The organism is Burkholderia territorii (assembly GCF_902833055.1).
Taxonomy (GTDB): Bacteria; Pseudomonadota; Gammaproteobacteria; order Burkholderiales; family Burkholderiaceae; genus Burkholderia; species Burkholderia territorii.
On the sequence record NZ_CADFEJ010000003.1, the window covers coordinates 275,848 to 299,643 of the forward strand.

Here is a 23,796-nt window from a genome sequence, read left to right on the forward strand (position 1 = left end):
GAATACGTGAAACCGCGTGCTGCGTTTGATAGAGGGGACTCTAATCCAAACAGCCCGCAAGACGCGGGCTGTTTGGTGACCGATCAGTTGAGCTGATAGGAGAACGCGGCATTCACGCGCGGGCTGCGCGATGCGCTTTCGACGGGCGCGTCGCCGACCGGTTTCGCGATATTCAGGTCGAGACTGTAGTAACGGCTATCCGAAAATCGCACGCCGATGCCGACGGACGACAGGCGGCTCGGCGACGGCGTGCCCGTGTGCAGGTACACGCGCGCCATGTCGTATGCGATGTACGGCGTGATCGATTTCATGTACGTCCAGCCCGGCGTGAAACCGCGGTTGACTTCCAGCGACATTCCCCAGCCCGAGTCGCCCGATGTTTCGCCAGGCTGATAGCCGAGCGCGTAGCGCGTGGAGCCGAACGAGATCTGCTCGGACGTCGGCAACGAATCGGGGCTGTACTGGCCGGTCAGCGAGATCGACGTGCCGATCTTGAACGGCCACTCGTTGGTCTGGGTGAAGGTTGCGCCGGTGCGCACGAACGTCAGCGAAACCGGGCTGTCCACCGAGGTCGTGTTCGAGCCGATCGTGGTGTCCTGCGATTTCGACGCACCGAGAATGTCGAAGCCCTTGGCGACGTTCACGCTGAGCTTCTGCACCTGCTTGGCCGACACGCTCGTGTAGTCGAGCTGCATTTGCAGTACGCGGACCTGCGAGCGCGTGTCGATGCTGTTGCCGGTGAGCTTGCTCTGATAGCGGTCTTCGTTGTGCGACGCATAGCCCGACACGGTGCCGAGCAGGCTGCGCTGGTTGTTCAGCAACAACGGATAGGATGCCGAAAGGCCGAGCTTCTCGTTCTTGACGGTGCGCTCGACGGACGACGGCAGCCCCGGGTTGTCGGTCGGCTTGCCGCGATACGTGCTCGCATCGAGGCGCGTGACCAGGCCGCTGCTGCCGACCGGCACCGCGCCGCTGAACGCGACGTAGGTCTGCTTGTCACGCCCGGGCGGCACCAGCGCGGAAATGCTCAGTTGCTCGCCGAACGACGTGAGGCCGTTTTCCGTCGCGGTGATGAGACCCTGCACGCCCGGGTGATTGAAGTCGATGCCGGTGCTGACGTTGAACGCCTTGCGGTCGACGGCCAGTTCGAGCGTCGTCGCGCCGTCCGTCGTTTGCGGCGGCGGAACGTTGGCCTTCACCGTCAGGCCGGGCAGCAGGCCGAACGTGTTGACGTAGCGTTCGAACGTTGCGCGGCGCAGCGGGCGATCGGCCGTGATGTGCGCGGCGATCGCGCGGATCTTCGATTCCATCGCACCGGGTTTGCCGGTGACCTTGACGTCCGACACGTAGCCTTCGACGACGGTCACGCGCACGACGCCGTTCTCGAAGGTCTGCGCGGGAATGAACGCGAACGACAGCGCATAGCCGCGATCCTGGTACAGCTTGGTCACGCCGTTCGCGGTTTCGATCAGCTCGCCGATCGTGATGTCCTTGCCGACGAGGGGCGTGAAGCGACGCGAGATTTCGTCGAACGGCACCGACTTGACGCCCTCGACCTGGAACGTCGTCGGCGTCAGGTGCCGCGACAGCAACTCCTGCAGCTGCGGTGCCTGCGGCGTGACCTGCACAGTGACGCTCGGGCCTTTTTGCGGGGCGTTGATCTGGGGGAGCGAATCGAGCGGGTTACCCGCCGCGCGCGTTTGTGCATGTGCCGTGCCTGTTGCCGCGATGGCGAGCAGCATCATCCAACTGTCGAGTCTGGATTTCATTGTTCTTCCTCGTAGGCCTTGCTTTTCGTCTTCTTTCTAATGCGGGCGCGCGACACCAGGGTGTCGCGCGCCGCGTGCCGCCTTGCCGGTTGTGTTTGTACGGCCGCGCCTCCTGCTCCGGCTGCAAAGGCGCGACCGTCCTCCTTACTTGCCAACGCTACCCAGCGTGCCCAGCAACCCCGTTACCGGCGCGAGGAGCCCCGTCGAGCTGCCCGACGATGCCGTCCCCGTCACGCCGCCGACGAGCGACGTGACCGGTGCGAGCGGATTCGACGAAGCGCCGGATCCCGCTGCACCGCCGACTGCTCCGGTGACAGTATTCAGCAAACCGGTGACGGGCGCGAGAGGGTTTGCACCGCCTGCGCCACCCGTTGCGCCGCCGAGCGCGCCCGTTACCGTCGACACGAGACCAGTGACCGGCGCGAGCGGGTTGCTGCCCGAGCCGCCCGTTGCGCCACCGACTGCGCCGGTGAGCGAACCGAGCGGCGTCGAGCCGAGGCCGGACAGCAGGCCGCCGAGCGGGTTGGTCGAGCCGGAGCCCGACGACGAGCCGTTCTGCACGGTGGCCGTCGAGCCGCCGACGAGGCTCGTGATCAGGCCGGGGATCGGTGCCGCGCCGTTCGGGCCGTTCGGATTCACGAGGCCGCCTGCGTTGGTCACCGTGTTGCCGACCGCGGTGACGAGCTGGCCGACGTCGCCGACGAGCGGCTGATTCGACGTGCTGCCGACTTGCTTGCCCGCCGAGCTGATCGCGCCGCCGATCTGGCCCAGCAGGCCCGACACGGGCTGTCCGAGGCCGGTGGTCGTGCCGACTTGTTGCGTGACCTGGCCGGCGGTGATCACCAGCGGCGTGATTGCCGAACTGAGCGGCTGCGTCACTTGCTGCACGGCCCCCGACGACAGCGTCGAGCCGATCGTCGTTCCGGCGGCCGACAGGCCGTTGGCGACGGTGTCGAGCACGGTGCCGACCGGCGACGTGACCGGCGCGAGCGGCGCGAGCGGGCCCGTGCCGAGCGCCTTGACGGTCGAGCTCAGGCCCGACACGGTGTTGCTGGTCGCACCGACGACATTGCCGAGGCCCGCGACCGTCGTGCCGACGGGATCCTTGATCGAGCCGGTCTGCCCGAGCCCGTTGCTCAACGCATCGGCCGCCGCGTTGATGATCGTGCCGGTGCTCGAGACAGTGCTGCCGACGCCCTTCGTCACGCCGTCGCCGAGGCCCGGCAGACTGACGTTGCCGATCGTGCTGCCGAGATCGGTTGCAGTCTGGCCGAGCGTGTTGACAGCGCCCTTGGTGCCGGTGGACGAGCCGCTGGTGCCGCTGGTGCCGCTCGTACCACTCGTGCCGCTGGAGCTGCCGCCGCCGTTGTTGCTGGACGGCGGCGCGCTGACGCTGTTGCCGCCGCAGGCAGCCAGCAGGCACGCTGCGGCGAAGGCGGTGAGGGGCACGCGCCATTGGCGCAGGACGGCCGTCGTGATGGAACGTTGCTGGGACATGATTGACTCCTCGCTGTCTTGTCGATGAATGGATGCTCGATTACTTGCCGTGCGTGCCGCCAAGCAGGCCGCCGATCAGCGACGTGACAGGCGCGAGCAGATTCGAGCCCGAGCCCGAGTTCGTGGCGCCGCCCGTGCTGCCGCTCAGGGCCGGTACGCCGACCGTGCTGGTGACCGAGGACAGCGCGCCCGTCACGGGAGCGAGCGGGTTGCCGCCGCCGGTGCCGCCCGTTGCGCTGCCGAGCGCGCCGGTGACTGCGGAGACGAGGCCCGTAACCGGGGCGAGCGGACCGCTGCTGCCGCCGGCTACGCCGCCGAGTGCGCCGGTGACGGTGGAGACGAGGCCGGTGACCGGAGCGAGCGGGCCGCCGCTGGTGCCGCCTGCTGCGCCGCCGAGTGCGCCGGTGACGGTGGAGACGAGGCCGGTGACCGGAGCGAGCGGGCCGCCGCTGGTGCCGCCTGCTGCGCCGCCGAGTGCGCCGGTGACGGTGGAGACGAGGCCGGTGACCGGTGCGAGCGGGCCGCCGCTGGTGCCACCCGCTGCACCGCCGAGTGCGCCGGTGACGGTCGAGACGAGGCCGGTGACCGGAGCGAGCGGGCCGCCGCTGGTGCCGCCCGCTGCGCCGCCGAGCGTGCCGGTGACGGTCGTGAGCAGGCCCGTGAGCGGTGCGAGCGGGTTGGTCGTGCCGCCGGTCCCGCCCGTAAGCAGGCCACCGACAGCCTTCACGGTGTTGCCGGCCGACGAAACGGTGTTGCCGAGGCCGGTCGTGACGGGGTTGCCGCCCGTCGATGCGATCAGTGCGCCACCCTGGTTCAGGCCGTTGCCGATCGTGCCGAGCAGCGTGTTGACCGGGGCGCCGAGGCCGGTGGCCGTCCCGATCGTCTGCGTCGTCTGGCCGACCATCGTCGTGATCGGCGTGATCGCCGAGCTGACCGTCTGCGTGACCTGCTGGATCGGACCGGTCGACAACACGTTGGTCAGCGTGGTCCCGCCGTTCGATACGGCGTTGCCGACCTGCGCGACGAGGCCGCCGACGGCGCCCGTGACCGGCGCGAGCGGCGACAGCGGGCCGCTGCCGAGACTCGTGACCAGGTTGCCGGTCTGCGTGACCGCGCCGCCGAGCTGGTTCACCACGCCGCCGGTGCTGGCGACCGTGACGCCGACCGGATCCTTCGTCGCGCCGAGCTGGCCGAGGCCGCTGCCGAGGCCATTGCCGAGCGCCGTCACCGCGCCGCCGACGTTCTGCACGATGCCGCCTGCCGCTTGCGTCGTCGCCGGGTTGACGCCGGGCAACGACTGGCCGGCAACCATGGAGCCGAGGCCGGATACGGTGCCGCCGAGACTCGTGACGACATTGCTGCCTTGTGCGAGGACAGTTCCCACCGGGTTCGCCGACACGCCCGAGGTACCGCTCGTTCCGCTCGTCGTGCCGCTGGTCGTCCCGCTCGTCGTGCCGCTGGTGCTGCCGCTCGTCGAACCGCTCGTGCTGCCGCTGGTCGAGCCGCTCGTGCTACCCGACGTGCTGCCGCTGGTCGAACCGGACGTGCCGCCGGAGGTGCCGCCACCCGACGTGGAGATCGAATCGCCACCGCCCGAACTCGAGCCGCCGCTGAGCCCCTTGCTGATGGAACCGGAACCGCCGCACGCGGAGAGGGAAAGCATGGCTGCCACGGTGGCCGCGATCATAGTCGTCCGGAGCATGCCATGAGGGATAACCTGAATGTCCATTTCGTCCTCGCATTGAAGCTGATGTTGTGTTGAGTGATGCGAGGATTACTCTGCAACTGTCGTGCCATTTCGATGGCCGCTGGTTCGACGATTGGTTTTAAACGAGGCAATTCCTTGTCGGAAAAGGGTTTTAGGCAAATTGAAAGAATGTTGAATCTGTTTAAGAGCAGTCGAATGAGAACGGTTACGGCCGTTTCGTAACGTAACGTCACAACATTGGCGTTACGCGCGCGGCGTAACGTGGCGGGCGGGGAAGGCTGACGGGCGGTTCGCGTGTTTTACTGGTGGATTAGGTGTGCACATCTAACCTATCGTAAATCCTATGTGTAAGTCGTACCGAAACGCCGTACAAATACGTTGTGCTCGCGGAAAGTTTTTCGATCCCGCCTTAAAAGAAGTTGGAAGTTAAATAGGATCGGATATAGAATCCGGAGCAGGTGTAAGGAAATGTACAGTCCGGTACACGACGTTCGAGGAGGATCACTATCGCGAATGTTAACTTGCATCAAATTGTGATACGCACCCCTCGGGGTGACATATAAAGAAAGTGCACTCGGTTGTCGTTGCACATGTGTAACGAACGGCGCGAGGCAAGGGCCAGATATACGGGGACGCACAACGTATAAAAGGCCAAAGAACGTACATACAGGCACGAGGAATTAAAAAATGAAAGCACTCATCAAGCGCTTCTTCAAGGAAGAAGACGGGGTTACCGCGATCGAGTATGGTCTGATCGCGGGGTTGGTCGCAGTTGCCATCATCGCCGGTGTATCGTCGCTCGGCACTAATCTCAATTCGATGTTCTCGACCATCGGCACGTGCGTCAGCACGGTCGGTAGCTCGGGCACCGCTGCGGCGTGCAAATTGGGCTAAGCAGTCCCAATCATTGTCTCTCGGTGTGATATCGGGCGGCTTGCTGCGGCGAGCCGCTCGACTTGTATCTGCGACCGGTCTGGCGCGATGGCATATCTCTTTTCTTTCGGGGCGTTCCTGGCGTGGGCGGTGCTCGTCACGGCCTGTGACATTCGTTCCCGGCGCATTCCGAATTTACTCGTTGTCGGCGGGTTGATCGCCGCATTGGCAAGCGCCTTTTCCGGTGCAAATCCGTTCGGCATCGTGCGCATTCAGGCGCTGCTCGGCATGTTTGTCGGTCTGGTGGGCCTTCTCCCGTTCCTTTTCCTGAGGGTGATGGGCGCGGCCGACGTAAAGGTGTTTGCCGTCCTCGGCGCATGGTGCGGCGTGCATGGCCTGATGTGGCTCTGGATTGCCGCGAGCGTCGCGGCGGGAATTCATGCGCTCGCCGTGCTGTTGTTGTCTCGCACGTCGCTCGGTACGTTGTGGCGGCGTGGCGCGCCGGCGCTGACCCTGGGTCGATACCGCGCGACACCTTATGGCGCGTGCCTTGTCGTGCCGGCGGCGGTATGGCTCGTCTGCCTCGTCGCGGGAGGAAGCGCGCGATGAAACGGCAAAGAAGGCGGTGCGGATACAGGCGGCAGCGTGGAGCGACCGCAGTCGAATTCGCAATCATATTTCCGCTTTTCTTCGTGATCTGCTACGCGATCATATGTTTCGGAATGGTTTTCGTGATTCAGCAAAGTCTGACGTTCGCCGCCAGTGAGGGCGCGCGCGCGGGCCTGAATTACGCGCCGGATATGACGACTCGAACCGCGAAGGCGCAGGCGGCTGCGAAAAACGTCGTGAGTTGGCTGAATATCAGCACGCCGAATGTCGTGGTGCAGGCACCTGCGTGCAAATACGACGCGTCGCTGTATTGCCTGTCGGTAACGGTGAGCTATTCACCGCAAGCCTGGGTCACGACCATGCCCTTTGTGGGGACCATTCTGACTCAACCGTTGACAAGTACCGCCGTCGTCCAGATTTCGCAGTCGTTGCTTCAATGAGTTGCGCATCGCGACCACGCTAATCGTCAGACCAAGAGATTTGCACGGACCTAATCCGGTATCCATACGACAACATGGCCAATAACGTAACGAAGATCATCGCGGGGCTGCTGATTGCGATCGCCGTTCTGCTCGGAATCTATGCATGGATGCTCGGGCGCAGTTCGTCCAGTGCCGTTCCGGCGCAACCGGCTGCGACCGCAACGCCGGTTCCGGTCGTGGTCGCCGCGCGCACGCTGTCGGCCGGTCAGCCGATTGCCGCCGACGCGTTGAAGATTCAGCCGACCGCCCCGGCGCCGGCAGGGGCGTTTTCCGATCCGGCCACACTGGTCGGGCGCGTTCCGGCGCGCGACATTCCGGCATCGACGCCCGTCGTCTCGGGCGCACTGGTTTCGGGCCTCGCCGAGGACGTCGAGCCGGGCGAACGCGCGATCGCGGTTCGGGTCGACGAAACGAATGCGGTCGGCAACCGGCTGCGGCCCGGTAATTTCGTCGACGTGTTCCTGAACCTGAAGCGGGAAGGCGGCGGTGCGATGTTCGACGGCGAAGTGTCGCAGACGCAGGCGCGGCTGCTGATGTCGAAGGTTCGCGTGCTGTCGTTCGGCGACGCGACGCCGGATCGCGACAGCGGCAACAGCACGAACGGCAACAACGGCCAGCCGAGCAACGCGCGCATTGCGGTGCTCGCGGTGCCGACCGCGCAGGTCGATGCGCTGACCCTCGGCGAGGCGAGCGGGCGGCTGACGCTCGCGCTGCGCAACCCGCGCGACGACGAGCTCGCGACGCAGACGGTGGCGGTGCGCACGGACAACAAGCTGTCGCCGTCGGCGCTTGCCGCGGCCGGCGTATCGCTGCAACAGCTGTCCGGCACGACGCGGTCCGCAGTCGCCAACGTGAATGTGCCGCCGCTGCCGTCGCGCTTGCCGCCGACGGTGCGGTCTGCAGGCAATGGAGGGGGAGGCAGTATCGAGGTGATCCGCGGCGGCCGGTCGGAAACGGTTGCGTATTGAACAACATCGATGGCCATCGATATCAGCGACGACAAGTAACGGCCGTGCGACGGTCCAACAAACAATGAAAAACACACTGATTGCATTCGCGATTGCTCTCTGGACCCTGACATTCGCCTCCATTGCAAGCGCGAGCGGCACGATCGAGCTCGCGGTCGGCGCGCAGCGGCAGATTTCCGCTGGCCACGCGTTGCAGCGGGTCGCCGTCGGCGATCCGGCAATCGCCGATGTGCTGATCATGAAGGGCAGTCGTTCGGGCTCGGTGCTGCTGACCGCGAAGGCGCCGGGTGCGACGAACGTGATGTTGTGGGAGCGCGGTCGCGACGAGCCGACGGTATGGAGCGTGGAAGTCGTCGACGCGGCGGCGCAAGCGGTACTCGACGGCTCCACGCCGCAGGTGAAGGCGTATGGCGGGACGTCGGTGCTGCGCGGAACGGCGGCATCGCTCGATGCGCATGAACGGGCCGCGGCGGTCGCCAAAAACATGAGCCCGAAAGGCACGGTGATCGATCGTTCGACGCTGGCCGGCAAGAACGTCGTGCAGGTCGACGTGCGGGTGGTGGAGTTCAGCCGTTCGGTGCTCAAGCAGATCGGCTTCAATTTCTTCAAGCAGAGCAACGGCTTTTCGTTCGGCTCGTTCGCGCCCGGCGGCGTGCAGTCGTATAACGGCGCAGCGGGCCCGGGCACGGGTTCGTACATCCCGACGCTCGGCGCACCGGTCGCATCCGCGTTCAACCTGGTCGTGAACGCAGCCGGACGCGGCATCTTCGCCGACCTGTCGCTGCTCGAAGCGAACAATATGGCGCGCGTGCTGGCGGAGCCGACGCTCGTCGCGCTGTCCGGCCAGAGCGCCAGCTTCCTCGCGGGCGGCGAGATTCCGGTGCCCGCGCCACAGGGCCTCGGCTCGACCGCGATCCAGTGGAAGCAATACGGCGTCGGTCTGTCGCTGACCCCGACGGTGCTGAGCCCGAGCCGGATCGCGCTGAAGGTCGCGCCGGAATCGAGCCAGCTCGACTTCGTGAACAGCGTGACGATCAGCGGTGTCGCCGTGCCGGGGATCACGACGCGTCGTGCCGACACGACGGTCGAACTCGGTGACGGCGAGAGCTTCGTGATCGGCGGCCTGATCGACCGCCAGACACTGTCGAACGTGAGCAAGGTGCCGCTGCTCGGCGATCTGCCGATCATCGGCACGTTCTTCAAGAATCTGAACTACCAGCAGAACGACAAGGAATTGCTGATCATCGTGACACCGCATCTCGTCGCACCGATTGCGAAGGGCGCGGTGCTGCCCGCGACGCCTGGCGAGTTGTCGGAGCAGCGTGACGGGCCGGTGTGGCGATCCTATCTGGGCGGGGTCGCGTCGCCGGATGCGGCACCGGGGTTTTCGAAATGAATCTGAAGCACGGCGCGTCGCGGCACAGCGCTACGCCATGCGTAATCGGGGGTGTTCGACATGAATGCACGAACTCAATCATTGTGTGAACCCGCCGTGACCGACTACTTCGTTTGTGCATCGACACAGGAAGCGCATGTGCGCTGGCTGGCCGATACGCTGATCTCGGCCGGTGCGGTCGAGGCCGCGTCGCTGGACCCCGGCGTGCTGGCGCAGCGCATCACCGGCGTCAATCCGGCACTGGTGTTCATCGACTTCTCCGAGCGCAGCGAAGCGGCGAGCGTCGCCGCGGCCACGGTGCGTGCCGCGCATCCGGGGTTGCCGATCATCGCGCTCGGCTCGCTCGCGCAGCCCGAGAGCACGCTCGCCGCGCTGCGTGCGGGTGTGCGCGACTTCATCGACGTGTCGGCACCGGCCGAGGACGCGCTGCGCACGACGCGCGGGTTGCTGTCCCACGTCGCCGAGCCGACGAGCCGCCACGGCAAGGTCGTCGCGTTGCTCGGCGCGCGCGCGGGCATGGGCGTCAGCACGCTCGCCGCGAATCTCTCGGTCTGGCTGCAGAAGCGCGCGCTCGGCCCGGGCGCAACGGGCGGCGCGGACGGCGGCGTGCCGGCTGGTCGCCAGACCGCGCTGATCGACCTGGGGTTGCCGGCCGGTGACGGCGCGCTGTTCCTGAACACGCGCTGCGAATTCCATTTCATCGACGCCGTGCAGAATCTGCGCCGCATCGATCGCACGTTCGTGAACACCGCGCTCACGCGGCACCAGAGCGGCGTCGCGCTGACGACGCTGCCGCCGGATCTGAGCGGATTGCGCGACGTGTCCTATGCATCATGCATCGGGCTGCTGAACCGTTTCCGTGCGTTCTTCGACCAGCAGGTCGTCGATCTCGGCGGGTTCACGAACCGGGAATTCGTCACGCAGATCGCCGCATCGGCCGACGAGGCGTGGCTGGTTTGCGATCAGGGCGTCGCCTCGATCGTTTCGGCCGCCGACCTGCTCACCGGGCTGCGCGATGCGGGCGTCGACACGGATCGCGTCAAGCTCGTGGTCAACCAGTACGATCCGGCGCTGGACCTGCTGCCCGCGCAGATCGCGGAGCGTCTGGGGCTGTCGCTGGTCGGCACCTTGCCCGCGCGTCGCGTCGCGATCGGACATGCGGCGAACCAGGGACGGCTCATCATCGACGCGGCGGAGCGCGATCCGTATGTTCGCGCCCTCGAATCCCTCGCGACGCGGCTGCCCGGCGTATCGGGCGTGGCGGGCGCGTCTCGCGCGGCGCCCGGCCTGTCGGCGCTCAAACGTTTCATTCAACCCTCGTCCAAGCGGTCATAACCGATGGCACACGACATTCAATTCGCCGACGGCGCAGCGCCGTTCTCCCAGACGCAGCAATTCCACGACATCAAGAATGCTGCGCACGAGCACCTGCTGACGCGTATCGAGGAGCTGGGCGCCGAGTTCGGCCGATGGTCGCGCCAGGCGATCAATCAGTTCGTCGATCTCGAGATCGACAGCTTCGTGCGCCTGCGCCGCATTCCGCTCAACGAGAACGAGGTGCGCGCGATCGCCGAGGCGTTGACGAAGGAGCTCGCGGGTTTCGGGCCGATCGAGGATCTGCTCGCGGATCCGGCGGTCGAGGACATCCTGATCAACGGCTACAACGACGTGTACGTGTCGCGGCACGGGATTCTCGCGAAGCTGCCGGTGCGCTTCACCGACAACGCGCACCTGCTGCGAATCGTGCGCCGGATCCTCGCGCCGATCGGGCGTCGTCTCGACGAATCGAACCCGATGGTCGACGCGCGGCTGCCCGATGGCGGCCGCGTGAACGTCGTGATCGAGCCGCTGTCGATCGACGGCCCGATCGTGTCGATCCGGAAATTCCGCAAGGATCCGCTGAAGCCCTCGGACCTGCTCGGCAACGGCACGTACAACGACGAGATCGGCGCGCTGCTCGAGGCAGCGGTCGAGGCACGTTGCAACGTGCTCGTGTCGGGCGGCACGAGTTCGGGCAAGACGTCGCTGCTCAATGCGCTCGCATTCCACATCCCGGAGGCCGAGCGTGTCGTGACGATCGAGGATACGGCGGAGCTGTCGCTGAACCACCCGCACGTCGTGCGGCTCGAAAGCCGCCCGGGCGGATTCGACGGTAGCGGCGTCGTGACGATTCGCGACCTGTTGCGCAACACGCTGCGGATGCGTCCGGACCGGATCATCGTCGGCGAAGTGCGCGGCGGTGAAGTGCTCGAAATGCTGCAGGCCATGAACACGGGCCATGACGGCTCGATGGGCACCGTGCACGCGAGCTCGCCGCGCGAGTGCCTGTACCGGCTCGAGATGCTAGCCGGTTTCGCCGGCTTCCAGGGCACCGAGTCGAGCCTGCGTCGCCAGATCGCGAATGCGATCGACTTCATCGTGCAGATCGGGCGGCTGTCGAATGGACGCCGCCGGATTCTGTCGATCACCGAGGTGACGGGGCTGTCCGACAACATCATTGCGACGCAGGAGCTGTATCGCTACGAAGCGCGCGTGACGCCGGAAGGCGAGGAAGTCGATCACTGGGAATCGCTCGGCATCCATCCGCATTCGCCGAAGCTCGCGCGCTTTCGCCAGACGCTGACGAACGGCGCAATGGGCGGAGGCGGTTTCGGTGGCGGGTTTGGCGGCGGCGGATTCGGCCGTGGCGGGGGCTTCAATGTATAGCGCGATGATCTGGGTGCTCGCGGTCGCGATGCTGTGCGTGGCATCGGCACTGATGCTGTGGCGACATGCGGAGACCCGGCGCGTGCGCACCGATGCGAAGCGCTTCATCGACAGTCGGCTCGAACCCGGCGTACGCGCGGCGGCACCGGCCGCACGATCGGCGGCATCCGCTGCGTCACGGGCCGCGCCGTCGTCCGATGGCGCGCGCCATGCCGCGTCTCGTGCTTTCTGGGTGCACTGGTACGCGCTCGCAACGGAATATCTGGCCAACCTCGTGAATCGTGCGGGGATCGAAGGCGCGCGCGGCAAGGCGATCGCCGCGCTGGCCGTTCTCGTCGCGGTTGCCGCGATCGCGGGCAGCCACGGCGGCGCACTCGCGTGCTTCGCGGCGCTTGCGTGCGGCGGCGCGATCTTCGGCGTCTGGCTCGCGTCGCGGATTCAGAAGCGACGACTGAAAATCGTCCGGCAGATTCCGTCGTTTCTCGACGGGATCGTGCGACTCGTGACGCTCGGCAACAGCGTGCCGGCCGCGTTCCAGGCCGCGCTGCTGACGACGGAGGAGCCGCTGCGGGGGTGTCTCGACCACGTGTCGCGGATGCTGCGCACGGGTGTCGAGATCGATCGCGCAATGCTCCACATCGCCAGGATCTACCGGACCGAGGAGTTCGAACTGCTCGGATCGGTACTGCGGTTGTCGGTCAAGTACGGCGGTCGCGCGGACGTCATGCTCGAACGCATGGCCGTGTTCATGCGCGATCTGGAGCAAGCGGAGCGCGAGCTGACGGCGATGTCGGCGGAGACGCGGCTGTCGGCATTCGTGCTCGTGATGTTGCCCATCGGGATCGGCAGTTTCGTGGTGATGACCAATCCGAAGTACCTGTCAGGGATGTGGAACGACCCGAGCGGACGCATGCTGCTCATGTTCGCGTTCCTTGCCCAGGTTGCGGGTAGTGTATGGCTGTATCGAATGGCTCGACTCAGGTGATGCGATGACGGCAACCCAGATCGGATCGATCGCGCTGGCGCTTGGCGCGCTAGGCGTGCTGCTGCTTGGAATGATCGCGTTGTTGCGCGCGAGCGCCGCGTCGCGTGCGGAACGTGCGTTGGCCGATGCGCTCGATCAGCGCATGGCGGCGCTGGAGGCAGCCAAGGCGCGGGGTGCAGCGGACGATGTTCCGTCCGTGAAACCGGACACTCGCGGGCGCGAGCGCATCGAGCGCATGCTCGCGCGATTCTCGGCGACGGGTATGCGCTGGCTCGATACCGGGTTCGGCAAGCACATCGTCGCGGACGAGGATCGCCGTCTGCTCGAGCAATGCGGTTACGTCGACGCGCGTACGCGCGGTCTGTTCCTGATCGCGCGGATTGCATGCGCGATCGCATTGCCGTTGCTGTTCGCGATCTTCGCGAGTGGACGGGTGGCAGGCGGATCCTGGATGATCGGCATGTTCGCCGCATTCGGGCTCGGCTTCATGTTGCCGAAGTTCTACCTTCGGCGTCGTGCCGCCGCACGGCGCCAGAGTGTCATCGACGAACTGCCGTTGCTCGTCGACATGCTGCGGTTGTTGCAAGGCGTCGGGTTGTCACTCGATCAAAGCCTGCAGGTCGTGACGAACGATTTCCGCGGGATGATGCCGGTGCTGTCGTCGGAGGTCGGGATCGCGCAGCGTCAATTCGCGGCGGGCCGCACACGCGAGCAGTCGATGCAAAGGTTGTCGAGCGGATTCGACAACGAGGACTTGCGCGCGATCGCGCGGCTGATGGTGCAGGTCGACAAGCATGGCGGCGCGGTGCAGGAGCCGCTCAAGCAGTTCGGCGACCGGCTTCGGGAAACGCGTCGCGCGATGCTGCGCGACCGGATCGGTCGGCTGACCGTGAAGATGACCGGTGTGATGGTGGTCACATTGCTGCCCGCGCTGCTGATCGTGACGGCCGGGCCGGGGTTGTTGGCCGTGATGCGCGCGCTGACGGCGCACCATCATTGATGGACGGAAGGAAGGACGATGAAGCGGATCAGCGAAATGGCGGGGCGCGCAGGCATGGTGGCGGTGGTCGCGCTGCTGGGCGCATGCGCGACCAAGGAAGGCGGGTACGGTGTGAACGCGCAGGCAGAACGGGCGGCGCTGATTCAGGCTGCCGACCAGAAGCAGGCGGTGCCGGATACGCCCGCGATGTATCTCGGCCTGATCCAGCGCATGCAGGCGCAGGGCCTCTATTACGCATCGCTCGCGCACATCGACGCTTATGACAAGGCCTACGGCGTGTCGCCGGACACGATTCTGCTGCGCGCGGACGCGCTGCGGATGACCGACCAGCCGGCCGCCAGCGCGGCCGCGTACACGCAGTTGCTGAAGACGCCGCTCGCCGCGCGCGGTTATCGGGGGCTGGGATTGATCGCCGGTGCGGCCGGCGATTTCGGCCAGGCTGTGCAGGCGCTGACGCAGGCATCGGAGCTTGCGCCGACCGACGCGTCGCTGCTCTCCGATCTCGCGTATGCGAAATTGCGCAACGGCGATGTGGTCGGCGCGCGGGTGCCGTTGATGAAGGCGGCGGAGCTGGATCAACGCAATCCGAAGATCGTCAGCAACCTCGCGCTGTATCTGCTCGCTGCCGGACGCACACAGGATGCGCAGCGACTGATGAACCAGCAGCGTCTGCCGGCGGATATCCGCAAGGACATCCTTGGTGATGCCGCAAAGATCGCGGCGGCGGCACGTGCGCAACAGCGTGCGGTCGCGACGCCGCCGGTGGTGTCGCGGCGCGCCGCGACCGCGCCGATCACGCCGATGGCGAACAATTTCGGCTATGACCAGACCGTGCCGCTGCTGCAACGGTTTGCACAATGAACAGAACGAACAGGCGGGGAACGACATGAACAACAACGATCGTCGGAACATGCGTGCAGGGCGGATGGCAATGCTTGCTGCGATTGCCTGCGTCGCGCTGGGAACCGTCACCGCGTACGCACAGCAGGATACGGCGCCGGTTGCGTCCGACGTGGGGCGCTCGACCCGGGGCTGGCTCACGATGCAGGGCGAAAACCGCGCGGCAGCTCCGACGCAACCGTTGCTCGGCGACGTCGCGTCGTTGGTCTACCAGCGTTATCTCGATTCTTTCAAGAACAAGATTCCCGAGTCGATGAGCACGCAGCTCGGCTCGTCCGGTGGCATGTCGGGTAACGGACAGGGTGCGCAATAAGCGAAATGGCGATGCGCGCAGATCAATCACGGATGGGCCCGCGACACGGCAGCGGCGCGCCGGCGGGAACGCGTCAGCGCGGCTCCATCGCGATCATGGCGGCGATCTGGCTGTCGGTTGCCGTCATCGTGCTGAGCGGGATCGATATCGGCCGCTTTTATTCCGAACGGCGCCATATGCAGGCGGCCGCCGATCTGGCCGCGCTGTCGTCGGTGATGAAGGCCAGCGCGGATACGACGTGCTCGGCGGCGAAGACCGCAGCCCAGCAGGTCGCGAGCCCTACCGCGAATTCCGTACCGGCAAACGCCACCATTTCCGTGACATGCGGTGTGTGGGCTGCACCTCAAACCAGCGGCGGTGCCGCGACGTTTACGCCGACCGCCGGCGATCCGCTCAACGGTCAATGCGGCGGCTTGTCGGCAGGACCGGCCGGATCAACGACCGGCCAGTCGGCCAATGCCGTGTGCGTGAGCGTTTCCGAACCGGTGAACGGCTTTTTCCGCGGCATGAAGACGATCAGTGCGTCGGCCATGGCGAAAAGCACACCGACCGATACGTTTACGCTGACGACGTCGCTCGCCGCGTTGAATGGCGGGCTGGCCAATCAATTGCTGCAGACGCTGACCGGTTCGCCCAAGGCATTGAGCCTCAACGCTGTCGACTACCAGGGGCTGGCGCAGGTCAACCTGAAGCTGGCAGGCATTCTCGCCAATTTGCCGGTGGGCTCGAGCACGGCCGTGCTGAACGGCTCCGTGACGCTTGGCCAGTTGGCCAACGCACTGGTGCAGGCGGCGACCCAACAGAACGTCGTGGGCGCGAACCTCAACGTGCTGAACGCGATCAGCGCTGCGCTTTGCTCCGGCACTGTCTGCGGCGGACCGCAGATCGCGCTCAATCAGCTGGTTTCCGCCGCAGTGGCCAATGGAAGCTCCGCCGTCGACGCCAGCGTCAACGCGCTCGGTTTGTTGTCGACCGCGCTTCAGGTCGCGAACGGCACGAATCCCATTGCCATCCCGAGCATCACGGTCCAGACGCCGACCGCGCTCGCGCCGCTGTTGAACGCGACGGTGTCGGGCTCCGTCACACTCGCCGGAATGCCGCCGGCCACCGCCAGCGGGCCGCCCGGGCCGTCGAATTGCGGGACGTCGAATTGCTTGACCAATACGTCGACCACGCAAGGGAACGTGTTCCTGAACACGTCGATTTCGTTGCTGTCGACATGCTCCAACGGTTCCCTGGTCTATCCGGGCGGCACCTGCCCGTCGGGCAAGCCGACGCCGCTGGCCGCCGTGCAACTGCCGATCACCGCGTATGTCGCGCCGGCGAAGGCCGGGCTCGCCTCGGTCACCTGTTCCGCGAACGGCACGAAGAGCGCGACGGTGAACGTGCAGACCGGGGTGGTCGCCGTCTATCTGGGCGGGGGACCCAATACGCCGATCAATCTCAATGCCCCGAGCGGATACACGCCGAGCACCGCAACGCCGCTCACGCTGGTGTCCGTCAACTTGCAGAGTCTGCTCAATCTGTTGAACCTCGGTGGATTGGTTTCCGGGCTGACGACGTTGATCAAGGTCGCGACCTTGGGTGTCCTCGATCTGACCGATATCTCGATCAACATCAAATTGACGCCCGGGCAGTTGACGATTCCCGTCGCCAATCAAAGTCCGACGCCGCTGACGTTCACCTATCCCGGCAGTCCGGCATCACCGTACATGCTGAGCGCAGGAACCGATCAGCTTCTGTCGCCCGCGGTTCAAAGTGCCCTCAACAGTGGCCTGTCGGTGCAGTTGACGGCGGACAGCGGCCTGCTTGCGGCGCTCGGCATTGTTTTAACGCCAGTGTTGGATGTCGTGCTCGGGCCTATTTTGTCCGCGCTGGGCGCGACGCTCGTTCCGCTCCTGCTGCAGCCGATCGACTCCCTGCTGACTTCGGTCACCGGCTTGCTCGGTTTGAGTCTGGGGAACGCCTATGTCACGAATACACCGGACTCGATCAAATGCGGCAACCCGATGCTTGTGCAATGAACACCGCCGCATCCGCTTGTGTCGGGCGCACGGGCGGCACCTTGGCCGATGCCCCGCGCTTGCCTCGCAATGCCGCATCACCCGTCAATAACCGTAGCTGCACCTGAATCATGAGAACCCCCTCCGCAATCGCAGAACTCGACCTGTACGTCTGGGAAGGCAAGGCGGACATCGTCGATCGCGTTGCTCGCTGCATGGCGAGCTTCGACGTCGAAGTGATCCGTGCCGACAATGCGGAAATCTCGCCGGAGCGCGCCGCGTTGCGGCCGTCGCTCGCGATCATCAGCGTGACGATGATCGAGACCGGCGCGGCATTCCTGCGCGACTGGCAGGCGAACATCGGCATGCCGGTCGTGTGGGTCGGCGCGGCGCGCGACCATGACGCGTCGCAGTATCCGCCCGATTATTCGCACATCCTGCCGCTCGACTTCACCTGCGCCGAACTGCGCGGCATGATCGGCAAGCTCGTCACGCAGCTGCGGGCGCATGCGGCCGATACGCTGCAGCCGTCCGAACTCGTCGCGCACTCGGAATCGATGCAGGCGCTGCTGCACGAGGTTGATACGTTCGCCGACTGCGACACCAACGTGCTGCTGCACGGCGAAACCGGCGTCGGCAAGGAACGTATCGCGCAATTGCTCCACGAAAAGCATTCGCGCTACCGCAACGGCGAATTCGTGCCGGTCAACTGCGGCGCGATTCCGGACGGCCTGTTCGAGTCGCTGTTCTTCGGGCACGCGAAAGGCTCGTTTACGGGGGCGGTTGTTGCGCATAAAGGCTATTTCGAGCAGGCAGCGGGCGGCACGTTGTTCCTCGACGAAGTCGGCGACCTGCCGTTGTACCAGCAGGTCAAGCTGCTGCGCGTGCTCGAGGACGGCGCCGTGCTGCGGGTCGGCGCGACGACGCCGATCAAGGTCGATTTCCGTCTCGTCGCGGCCAGCAACAAGAAGCTGCCGCAGCTCGTGAAGGATGGCCTGTTCCGCGCCGATCTTTACTATCGGCTCGCGGTGATCGAGTTGAGCATTCCGTCGCTGGAGGAGCGGGGAGCCGTAGACAAGATCGCGCTGTTCAAGTCGTTCGTCGCGGAGGTGGTGGGCGAGGAGCGGCTCGCGCAACTGCCCGACCTGCCTTACTGGCTTGCGGACGCGGTCGCGGACAGCTATTTCCCCGGTAACGTGCGTGAATTGCGCAACCTTGCCGAGCGCGTCGGGGTGACGGTGCGGCAAACGGGCGGCTGGGATGCCGCTCGGCTCCAGCGGCTGATCGCGCATGCGCGCAATTCGGCGCAGCCGGTGCCGGCGGAGAGTGCCGCAGAGGTCTTCGTCGACCGCAGCAAGTGGGACATGAACGAGCGCAGCCGCGTGATCGCGGCGCTCGACGCAAACGGTTGGCGGCGCCAGGATACGGCGCAGCAGCTCGGCATCAGCCGGAAGGTGCTGTGGGAAAAGATGCGCAAATACCAGATATTCGACGAAGAGCCCGAGACCCGCGAAAGCGAGTAATTAATGAGATAAAATCGCGCTGAATTACAACGACACGGGCGGGGAATTGAAATTCATGAGCCATATGACGAGGTTGGGGCGGGCGTGTGTGTTGCTCGCCGTGATGGGAGGCGTGCAGGGCGCGTTCGCGCAGGGATTGGCCGGCAATGCATCGCCGGCGGTGCAGCAGGCATCGGCGCCGGTGGCGACGATTCCGGTGATCGATCAACAGGTGCAGACCTCGATGCAGCCGCAGGCGGGCGAGACGACCGGCCAGAGCACGGTCGACGAACTGCAGCGCCAGATCCAGGCGCATTCGCTGACGGAGATGCGCACCAGTTATAACGGCAGCTACGGCGCGAGCCTGCTGTTCAGCGTGAAGGACGGTTCCTATTTCGTCGCGCTGTTCCAGCAGAAGGCGTTCTGGCGCGTGATCAAGACGTACGACGAAACGCGGGCGGAAGCGATCTACCGCGATTTCTCGCGGCAGGCGGAGCGGTTGGCGGTCAACGAGTTGCGTGCGGCGAAGCTGGAATCGCAGAAGGCGCAGATGGACCGGCAGATCGAAGTCACGCAGGAACGCGCGCGGCGCTTGCAGGCGGACATCTCGATCGCACGCGAGCAACAGGCGGCCGTCGCGGATCGCCAGAAGAGCGTTCGCACCGAAACGGCGGCGTTGCAGGCGCAACAGGCGCAGCTTCAGTCGCAATTGCGCGCATTGCAGCAGCAGGTCCGTTCGCTGCAGCGCGAGGCCGACGCGGGCTTGCCGACGGCGTCACACTGAGCGATCGCGGGCACGGCCGGTGCGGCGACATGCCGCGCCGACCCACCGGAAAAAAGGGCAAGCCACCTGGCTTGCCCTTTTGTTTTACTGGCCGTCCGGCACGATTCGCCGGCGCCGCGTGACGATCACCGGCCCGTTGCTGCCGCGTGCGTCGGACGGCGACGTGTTGCCCGATGCGTCGCCGGCATCGCGCGGCGCGCCGTAGCTTTCGCGCGGGGCGCCATAGCCTTCGCGGGGCTCGCGCGGCGCGCCATAACCCTCGCGCGGTTCACGCGAGCCATAGCCTTCGCGCGGTTCACGGGAACCGTAACCTTCGCGCGGTTCGCGCGAACCGTAGCCGCCGTCGCCGCGCGATTCGCGTGCGCCGCCGTGCGAGCCGTACGGGCTGTGGCCGCCGCCTTCACGGCCGCCCGGCCGACCGCCGGTACGCGGGCCGCGCGGGCCGCCGCCGCCCGGGCGCGAGCCACCGGTGTCGAGCTGGATCGTGGAAATCGCACGCTTGTAGATGCCTTGCAGACCCACGGGGGTGCGCAGCATCACCAGGTACTGGTCGAACGACTCGATACACCCCGTCAGACGAATGCCGTTGACGAGATAGATTTCAACACGCTTACGTTCCTTGCGCGCCGAATTGATGAAGTCGTTTTGCGGATGGGATTCTGCGGGATTGGCCATTGAGGTGCGGCAGGAGCCTGCGTCAGAGAATATGTTGTGCGTGTGCGGCGGATTGCCCACCAAGCATTTGGCGGGATTTTACCCTGTTCGTTCCGCCAGTGCGCGGTCGCGATTGTGTCGAACCGTAACCCACTATAGACGCTCCCGTGCATTTTCGCGATTCGGTCGAATGGCTAGTGCCGTTTCGTTACGTCGCGTTACGACTCTCGCAACGGCGTAGCACCTGGCGGCGCGCGGTGCGATTACATTCGACGCGCATGCCGGGCTGGCCGGCGGATCCGGGAATGGGAACATGAACAAGAGGGGATTGGCGGTGTGGATCGGGAGTGTGGCGTTGCTCGCTTCCGGCAGTGCAATGGCGGGGCACGTCGACCTGTCGGTGGGCATCGGCGTGCCGGTCGCACCGGTCTATGCAGAGCCGGCACCGGTCTATGTGGCGCCGCAGCCGGCCGTGGTCGCCTATCCGGGCTACGGATACGGCTACTACGGCGACGAGGACGACGACGGCTACCGGAGATGGCGCAAGCACTATTACAAACATTGGCGCAAGCATCACGACGATGACGACGATTGAGCGCGACGTGCGCGGCACCGGCTGCGATCAGAACGCGTAATCCGGATTCTTCGGGTCGAACGCGGATTCGTCGAACGTCGCCGGCGCGATTTTCTCGATGATGATTCGCTCGAAGATCGTGCCGTCGTTGTCATAGGATTCGACGGTCCTGAAGTAGGGCGCGTGCAGGTCCAGCCCGAGGACCTCCTTCTTCGCGTAGAACTGCGGGCGGCCGGTCGGCGTCTCGTAGGTGAGCGCGACGACGCGCACGCCGCCGATCGTCTTGGCTTCCACCTGCGTCGGCCGCTGCACGCCGGCTTCCTGGTATTTCTTTCCTTCGGTCAGGTACAGGTTCGTGATGAACTCGGTGCCGAGATCCTTCACCTGGTGATTCGACTGCGCGCGTGCCAGTGCGCCGTCGAGCGCCGTCCACAGCGGAATCTTGCCGAGCAAGCCGCCGAGATGGCCGTACATCTCGTCCTTGCGCTGGGTCGTGTCGTAGATCGTTTCCTGTCCCGCGTGCGCGCCGCCGGGCAGCCATTTCGCATAGACCCGCAACGGTTCGCGGGTCGTTTTCACGAGCATGCGGTCGGGCGTGTCGGACCATTTCCCGCTGATGCGCTCCTGGCGCACCATCGTGAACTGATACGACGGATAGCCGTTGGGACCATTGCGGATGTAGAGCGGGACGGCGAGCGGATCGAGTGCCTTGAACAGCGCCGTGAGCGTCGCGTCGTCGAGTTGTGCGAGCGTGCCGCGCTGGGCGGCCGTGCGCAACCAGCGCGCCTGCTGCGCGACCGGCTCGCGCGTGACTTTCGCGAGGTCGGCGGGCAGCGCGGCCTCCTGTACCGCGCTCGCGGCGGCGGCGGTTTCCTGCGCATGCAGGCCGGCTTGCGCGAGCGACAGCATGCACGCGAGGGCCGCGGCGGCGTGCCGCGTGCGGCGCTTCGTTCCTTCGTTCATCGACAGCGTCTCCCGGGGGCGATGGATGGTCAGCCTTGCTTCGCGGCCTTGAGCCTGGCGAGTTCCTCGTCGCGCAGCGCGCGGCGCAGGATCTTGCCGACGTTGGTCTGCGGCAGCGCGTCGCGGAATTCGACGAGCTTCGGCATCTTGTAGCCGGTCAGGTTCTTGCGGCAATGCGCGAGCACGTCTTCGACCGTCAGCGTCGGGTCGCGGCGCACGACGAAGACCTTGATCCGTTCGCCCTGTACTTCGTCCGGAATGCCGATCGCGGCGGCTTCGCTGATGCCCGGATGCATGACCAGCACTTCCTCGATCTCGTTCGGATACACGTTGAAGCCCGAGACGAGGATCATGTCCTTCTTGCGATCGATGAGGCGGATGAAACCGCGCTCGTCCATCACGCCGATGTCGCCGGTGCCGAGCCAGCCGTCGGCGTCGATCACCTTCGCCGTCTCGTCGGGCCGCTGCCAGTAGCCGCGCATCACCTGCGGGCCATGCACGCACAGCTCGCCCGGCTCGCCGACGCCGGCCCAGGTGCCGTCCTCGCGCCGGAAGCGCACGAGCGTCGACGGGGCGGGCAGGCCGATCGAGCCGCTGAATGCGGCCATGTCGTTCAGGTCCACCGGATTCATCGTGACGATCGGCGAGCATTCGGTGAGCCCGTAGCCTTCGACGACCGGCCGCCCCGTGACCTCGTGAAAGCGCTCCGCGACCGCGCGCTGCATTGCCATGCCACCGGCCATCGCGAGCTTGAGTTTCGAGAAGTCGCGCTTGCGGAATTCCTCGTTGTCGAGGAACGCGTTGTAGAGCGTGTTGATCCCGGTGATTCCGGTGAATGTTTCGTGGCGGATGATCTTCATCACCATCTTCATGTCGCGCGGGTTCGCGATCAGGATGTTGCGCCCGCCGAGTCCCATGAAGATGAACGCGTTCACCGTCAGCGAATAGATGTGATAAAGCGGCAGCGGCGTCAGCACGGTCTCGACTTCGCCCGAGACCTGGTCGGCGATCCACGCCTTGGCCTGCAGCAGGTTCGCGATCAGGTTGCCGTGCGTGAGCATCGCGCCTTTTGCGACGCCGGTCGTGCCGCCCGTGTATTGGAGGAACGCGAGATCGTCGCGCGTCGTCTGCACCGGCTGCGGTTTGCCGTGCGCACCCAGCGCGAGGGCCGAGCGCAGCCGGATCGCCTGCGGCAGGCTGTAGGCCGGCACGAGCTTCTTCACGTGCTTCAGCACGAAATTGATCAGGCGTCCTTTGGCATTGAAACCGTCGGCGAGCAGGTCGCCGAGCGCGGTGACGACGATGTTCTTCACCTGCGTTTCGGGCAACGCGTCCTGCAGCGTGCGCGCGAAGTTCTCGAACACGACGATCGTCTGCGCGCCGCTGTCCTTCAACTGGTGCGCGAGTTCGCGCGCGGTATAGAGCGGGTTGACGTTGACGACGATCGCGCCGGCCTTCAGCGTTCCGAACAGAGCGACCGGGTACTGGAACGTATTCGGCAGCATGATCGCGACGCGGTCGCCGGGCTTCACGCCGATGCTTTGCAGATACGACGCGAACGCATCGACTTTCTGCGCGAGCGTGCGGTAGGTCATCGATGCGCCGGCGCTCACGTAGGCGACCCGCTCGGCGAAGCGTGTCGTGCATTCGTCGAAGAACTGCACGAGCGATGCGTATTGCGTGACGTCGATTTCGTGCGGCACGCCGGGCGGATACGACGCGTACCAGATGCCGTCGGTGTTCGGCGGGAGCTGGGCCGCTGCGGTTGCTGCGGATGAGGACATGATGTGTCTCCGGTGTCGACGAGAGTTAGCGCTTTAGCGCTTACTCTCGTCCCATGCTTCGCGGTCGACGAGAGTTAGCGCTTTAGCGCTTACTCTCGTCCCATGCTTCGCGGTCGACGAGAGTTGGCGCTTTAGTGCTTGCTCTCGTCCCATGCTTTGCGGTCGACGAGAGTTGGCGCTTCAGCGCCCACTCTCGCCCCATGCTTCGCGGACGGTGAGAGCCGTCACTCCAGCGCGCCATTCTCGCCATGCTTTTTCGTCGTCGCGCAAGCCGGTCCCGGCTTGCGCCACACGACATTCGTTCGGCCTCGCCAGCCCACTAACGC

Annotated in this window: 21 protein-coding genes; 15 read left to right on the forward strand and 6 right to left on the reverse strand. The window is 65.6% G+C overall.

The annotated features are described in order from the left end of the window. Positions 1-83: 83 nt before the first annotated feature. The 3 genes from HW466_RS08515 to HW466_RS08525 all read right to left on the reverse strand — a co-directional run bounded on the left by HW466_RS08515 (position 84) and on the right by HW466_RS08525 (position 4,995). Positions 84-1,769, reverse strand: coding sequence for a ShlB/FhaC/HecB family hemolysin secretion/activation protein (locus HW466_RS08515; RefSeq protein WP_151005432.1), 1,686 nt, complete (start codon positions 1,767-1,769; stop codon positions 84-86). A 144-nt stretch (positions 1,770-1,913) separates the two neighbouring features. Next, positions 1,914-3,266, reverse strand: coding sequence for a collagen-like triple helix repeat-containing protein (locus tag HW466_RS08520; RefSeq protein WP_059501839.1), 1,353 nt, complete (start codon positions 3,264-3,266; stop codon positions 1,914-1,916). A gap of 40 nt (positions 3,267-3,306) precedes the next feature. After that, positions 3,307-4,995: a collagen-like triple helix repeat-containing protein gene (locus tag HW466_RS08525; protein WP_176316075.1), complete on the reverse strand. Its 1,689-nt coding sequence runs from the start codon at positions 4,993-4,995 to the stop codon at positions 3,307-3,309. Positions 4,996-5,661: 666 nt separating this feature from the next. On the opposite strand from HW466_RS08525, the gene HW466_RS08530 reads away from it, so the two are divergent. From HW466_RS08530 to HW466_RS08595, 14 genes are all read left to right on the forward strand, one after another. Next, positions 5,662-5,868, forward strand: a complete 207-nt coding sequence (locus HW466_RS08530) for a Flp family type IVb pilin (RefSeq protein WP_059447185.1) — start codon at positions 5,662-5,664, stop codon at positions 5,866-5,868. Positions 5,869-5,955: 87 nt separating this feature from the next. Then, a complete protein-coding gene (locus HW466_RS08535) occupies positions 5,956-6,456 on the forward strand; it encodes an A24 family peptidase (RefSeq protein ID WP_151004488.1) in 501 nt (166 codons plus the stop codon). Further along, positions 6,453-6,896, forward strand: coding sequence for a TadE/TadG family type IV pilus assembly protein (locus HW466_RS08540; protein ID WP_059501843.1), 444 nt, complete (start codon positions 6,453-6,455; stop codon positions 6,894-6,896). Before HW466_RS08535 ends, HW466_RS08540 begins: the two co-directional genes overlap by 4 nt. Positions 6,897-6,970: 74 nt before the next feature. Continuing rightward, positions 6,971-7,906 carry a Flp pilus assembly protein CpaB gene (cpaB, locus tag HW466_RS08545; RefSeq protein ID WP_059790744.1) on the forward strand — a complete coding sequence of 312 codons (936 nt, stop codon included), beginning with the start codon at positions 6,971-6,973 and terminating at the stop codon, positions 7,904-7,906. A gap of 64 nt (positions 7,907-7,970) precedes the next feature. After that, on the forward strand, positions 7,971-9,302 hold the full coding sequence (locus tag HW466_RS08550) for a type II and III secretion system protein family protein (RefSeq protein WP_151004490.1): 1,332 nt from the start codon (positions 7,971-7,973) through the stop codon (positions 9,300-9,302). A 60-nt stretch (positions 9,303-9,362) separates the two neighbouring features. Then, entirely contained in the window at positions 9,363-10,637 is a 1,275-nt protein-coding gene (locus tag HW466_RS08555) for a fimbrial protein (protein ID WP_059502170.1), read from the forward strand. Positions 10,638-10,640: 3 nt separating this feature from the next. Then, entirely contained in the window at positions 10,641-12,008 is a 1,368-nt protein-coding gene (locus HW466_RS08560; RefSeq protein WP_059532996.1) for a TadA family conjugal transfer-associated ATPase, read from the forward strand. Continuing rightward, complete coding sequence (locus tag HW466_RS08565) at positions 12,001-12,993, forward strand: type II secretion system F family protein (protein WP_059501847.1); 993 nt, start codon at positions 12,001-12,003, stop codon at positions 12,991-12,993. The genes HW466_RS08560 and HW466_RS08565 overlap by 8 nt, the downstream gene beginning before the upstream one ends. Before the next feature lie 4 nt (positions 12,994-12,997). Continuing rightward, positions 12,998-13,993, forward strand: a complete 996-nt coding sequence (locus HW466_RS08570) for a type II secretion system F family protein (RefSeq protein ID WP_059447192.1) — start codon at positions 12,998-13,000, stop codon at positions 13,991-13,993. An 18-nt stretch (positions 13,994-14,011) separates the two neighbouring features. After that, positions 14,012-14,854 (forward strand): tetratricopeptide repeat protein, encoded by an 843-nt coding sequence (locus tag HW466_RS08575; RefSeq protein ID WP_059501851.1) that lies wholly within the window; start codon positions 14,012-14,014, stop codon positions 14,852-14,854. Positions 14,855-14,879: 25 nt separating this feature from the next. Beyond that, positions 14,880-15,206 carry a DUF3613 domain-containing protein gene (locus HW466_RS08580; RefSeq protein ID WP_059447194.1) on the forward strand — a complete coding sequence of 109 codons (327 nt, stop codon included), beginning with the start codon at positions 14,880-14,882 and terminating at the stop codon, positions 15,204-15,206. A gap of 11 nt (positions 15,207-15,217) precedes the next feature. Further along, positions 15,218-17,230 (forward strand): pilus assembly protein TadG-related protein, encoded by a 2,013-nt coding sequence (locus tag HW466_RS08585; protein ID WP_239005791.1) that lies wholly within the window; start codon positions 15,218-15,220, stop codon positions 17,228-17,230. A 110-nt stretch (positions 17,231-17,340) separates the two neighbouring features. Continuing rightward, complete coding sequence (locus HW466_RS08590; RefSeq protein WP_059447195.1) at positions 17,341-18,732, forward strand: sigma 54-interacting transcriptional regulator; 1,392 nt, start codon at positions 17,341-17,343, stop codon at positions 18,730-18,732. A gap of 55 nt (positions 18,733-18,787) precedes the next feature. Continuing rightward, positions 18,788-19,495: a DUF2968 domain-containing protein gene (locus HW466_RS08595; protein ID WP_059447196.1), complete on the forward strand. Its 708-nt coding sequence runs from the start codon at positions 18,788-18,790 to the stop codon at positions 19,493-19,495. Between the two features lie 84 nt (positions 19,496-19,579). Here HW466_RS08595 and hfq read toward each other — a convergent pair whose 3' ends face one another. Then, positions 19,580-20,170 carry an RNA chaperone Hfq gene (gene hfq, locus HW466_RS08600; RefSeq protein ID WP_059790743.1) on the reverse strand — a complete coding sequence of 197 codons (591 nt, stop codon included), beginning with the start codon at positions 20,168-20,170 and terminating at the stop codon, positions 19,580-19,582. A 292-nt stretch (positions 20,171-20,462) separates the two neighbouring features. Between hfq and HW466_RS08605 the strand changes: the two genes are divergently transcribed. Beyond that, positions 20,463-20,744, forward strand: a complete 282-nt coding sequence (locus tag HW466_RS08605; protein ID WP_059544528.1) for a PXPV repeat protein — start codon at positions 20,463-20,465, stop codon at positions 20,742-20,744. A gap of 27 nt (positions 20,745-20,771) precedes the next feature. Here the strand turns inward: HW466_RS08605 and HW466_RS08610 are convergent, their stop codons facing one another. After that, positions 20,772-21,686: a DUF1571 domain-containing protein gene (locus HW466_RS08610; RefSeq protein ID WP_174905435.1), complete on the reverse strand. Its 915-nt coding sequence runs from the start codon at positions 21,684-21,686 to the stop codon at positions 20,772-20,774. A gap of 29 nt (positions 21,687-21,715) precedes the next feature. Next, the gene (locus HW466_RS08615; RefSeq protein ID WP_151005600.1) at positions 21,716-23,470 is read right to left on the reverse strand and encodes an AMP-binding protein; all 1,755 of its coding nucleotides are present in this window, start codon (positions 23,468-23,470) and stop codon (positions 21,716-21,718) included. Positions 23,471-23,796: the final 326 nt, after the last annotated feature.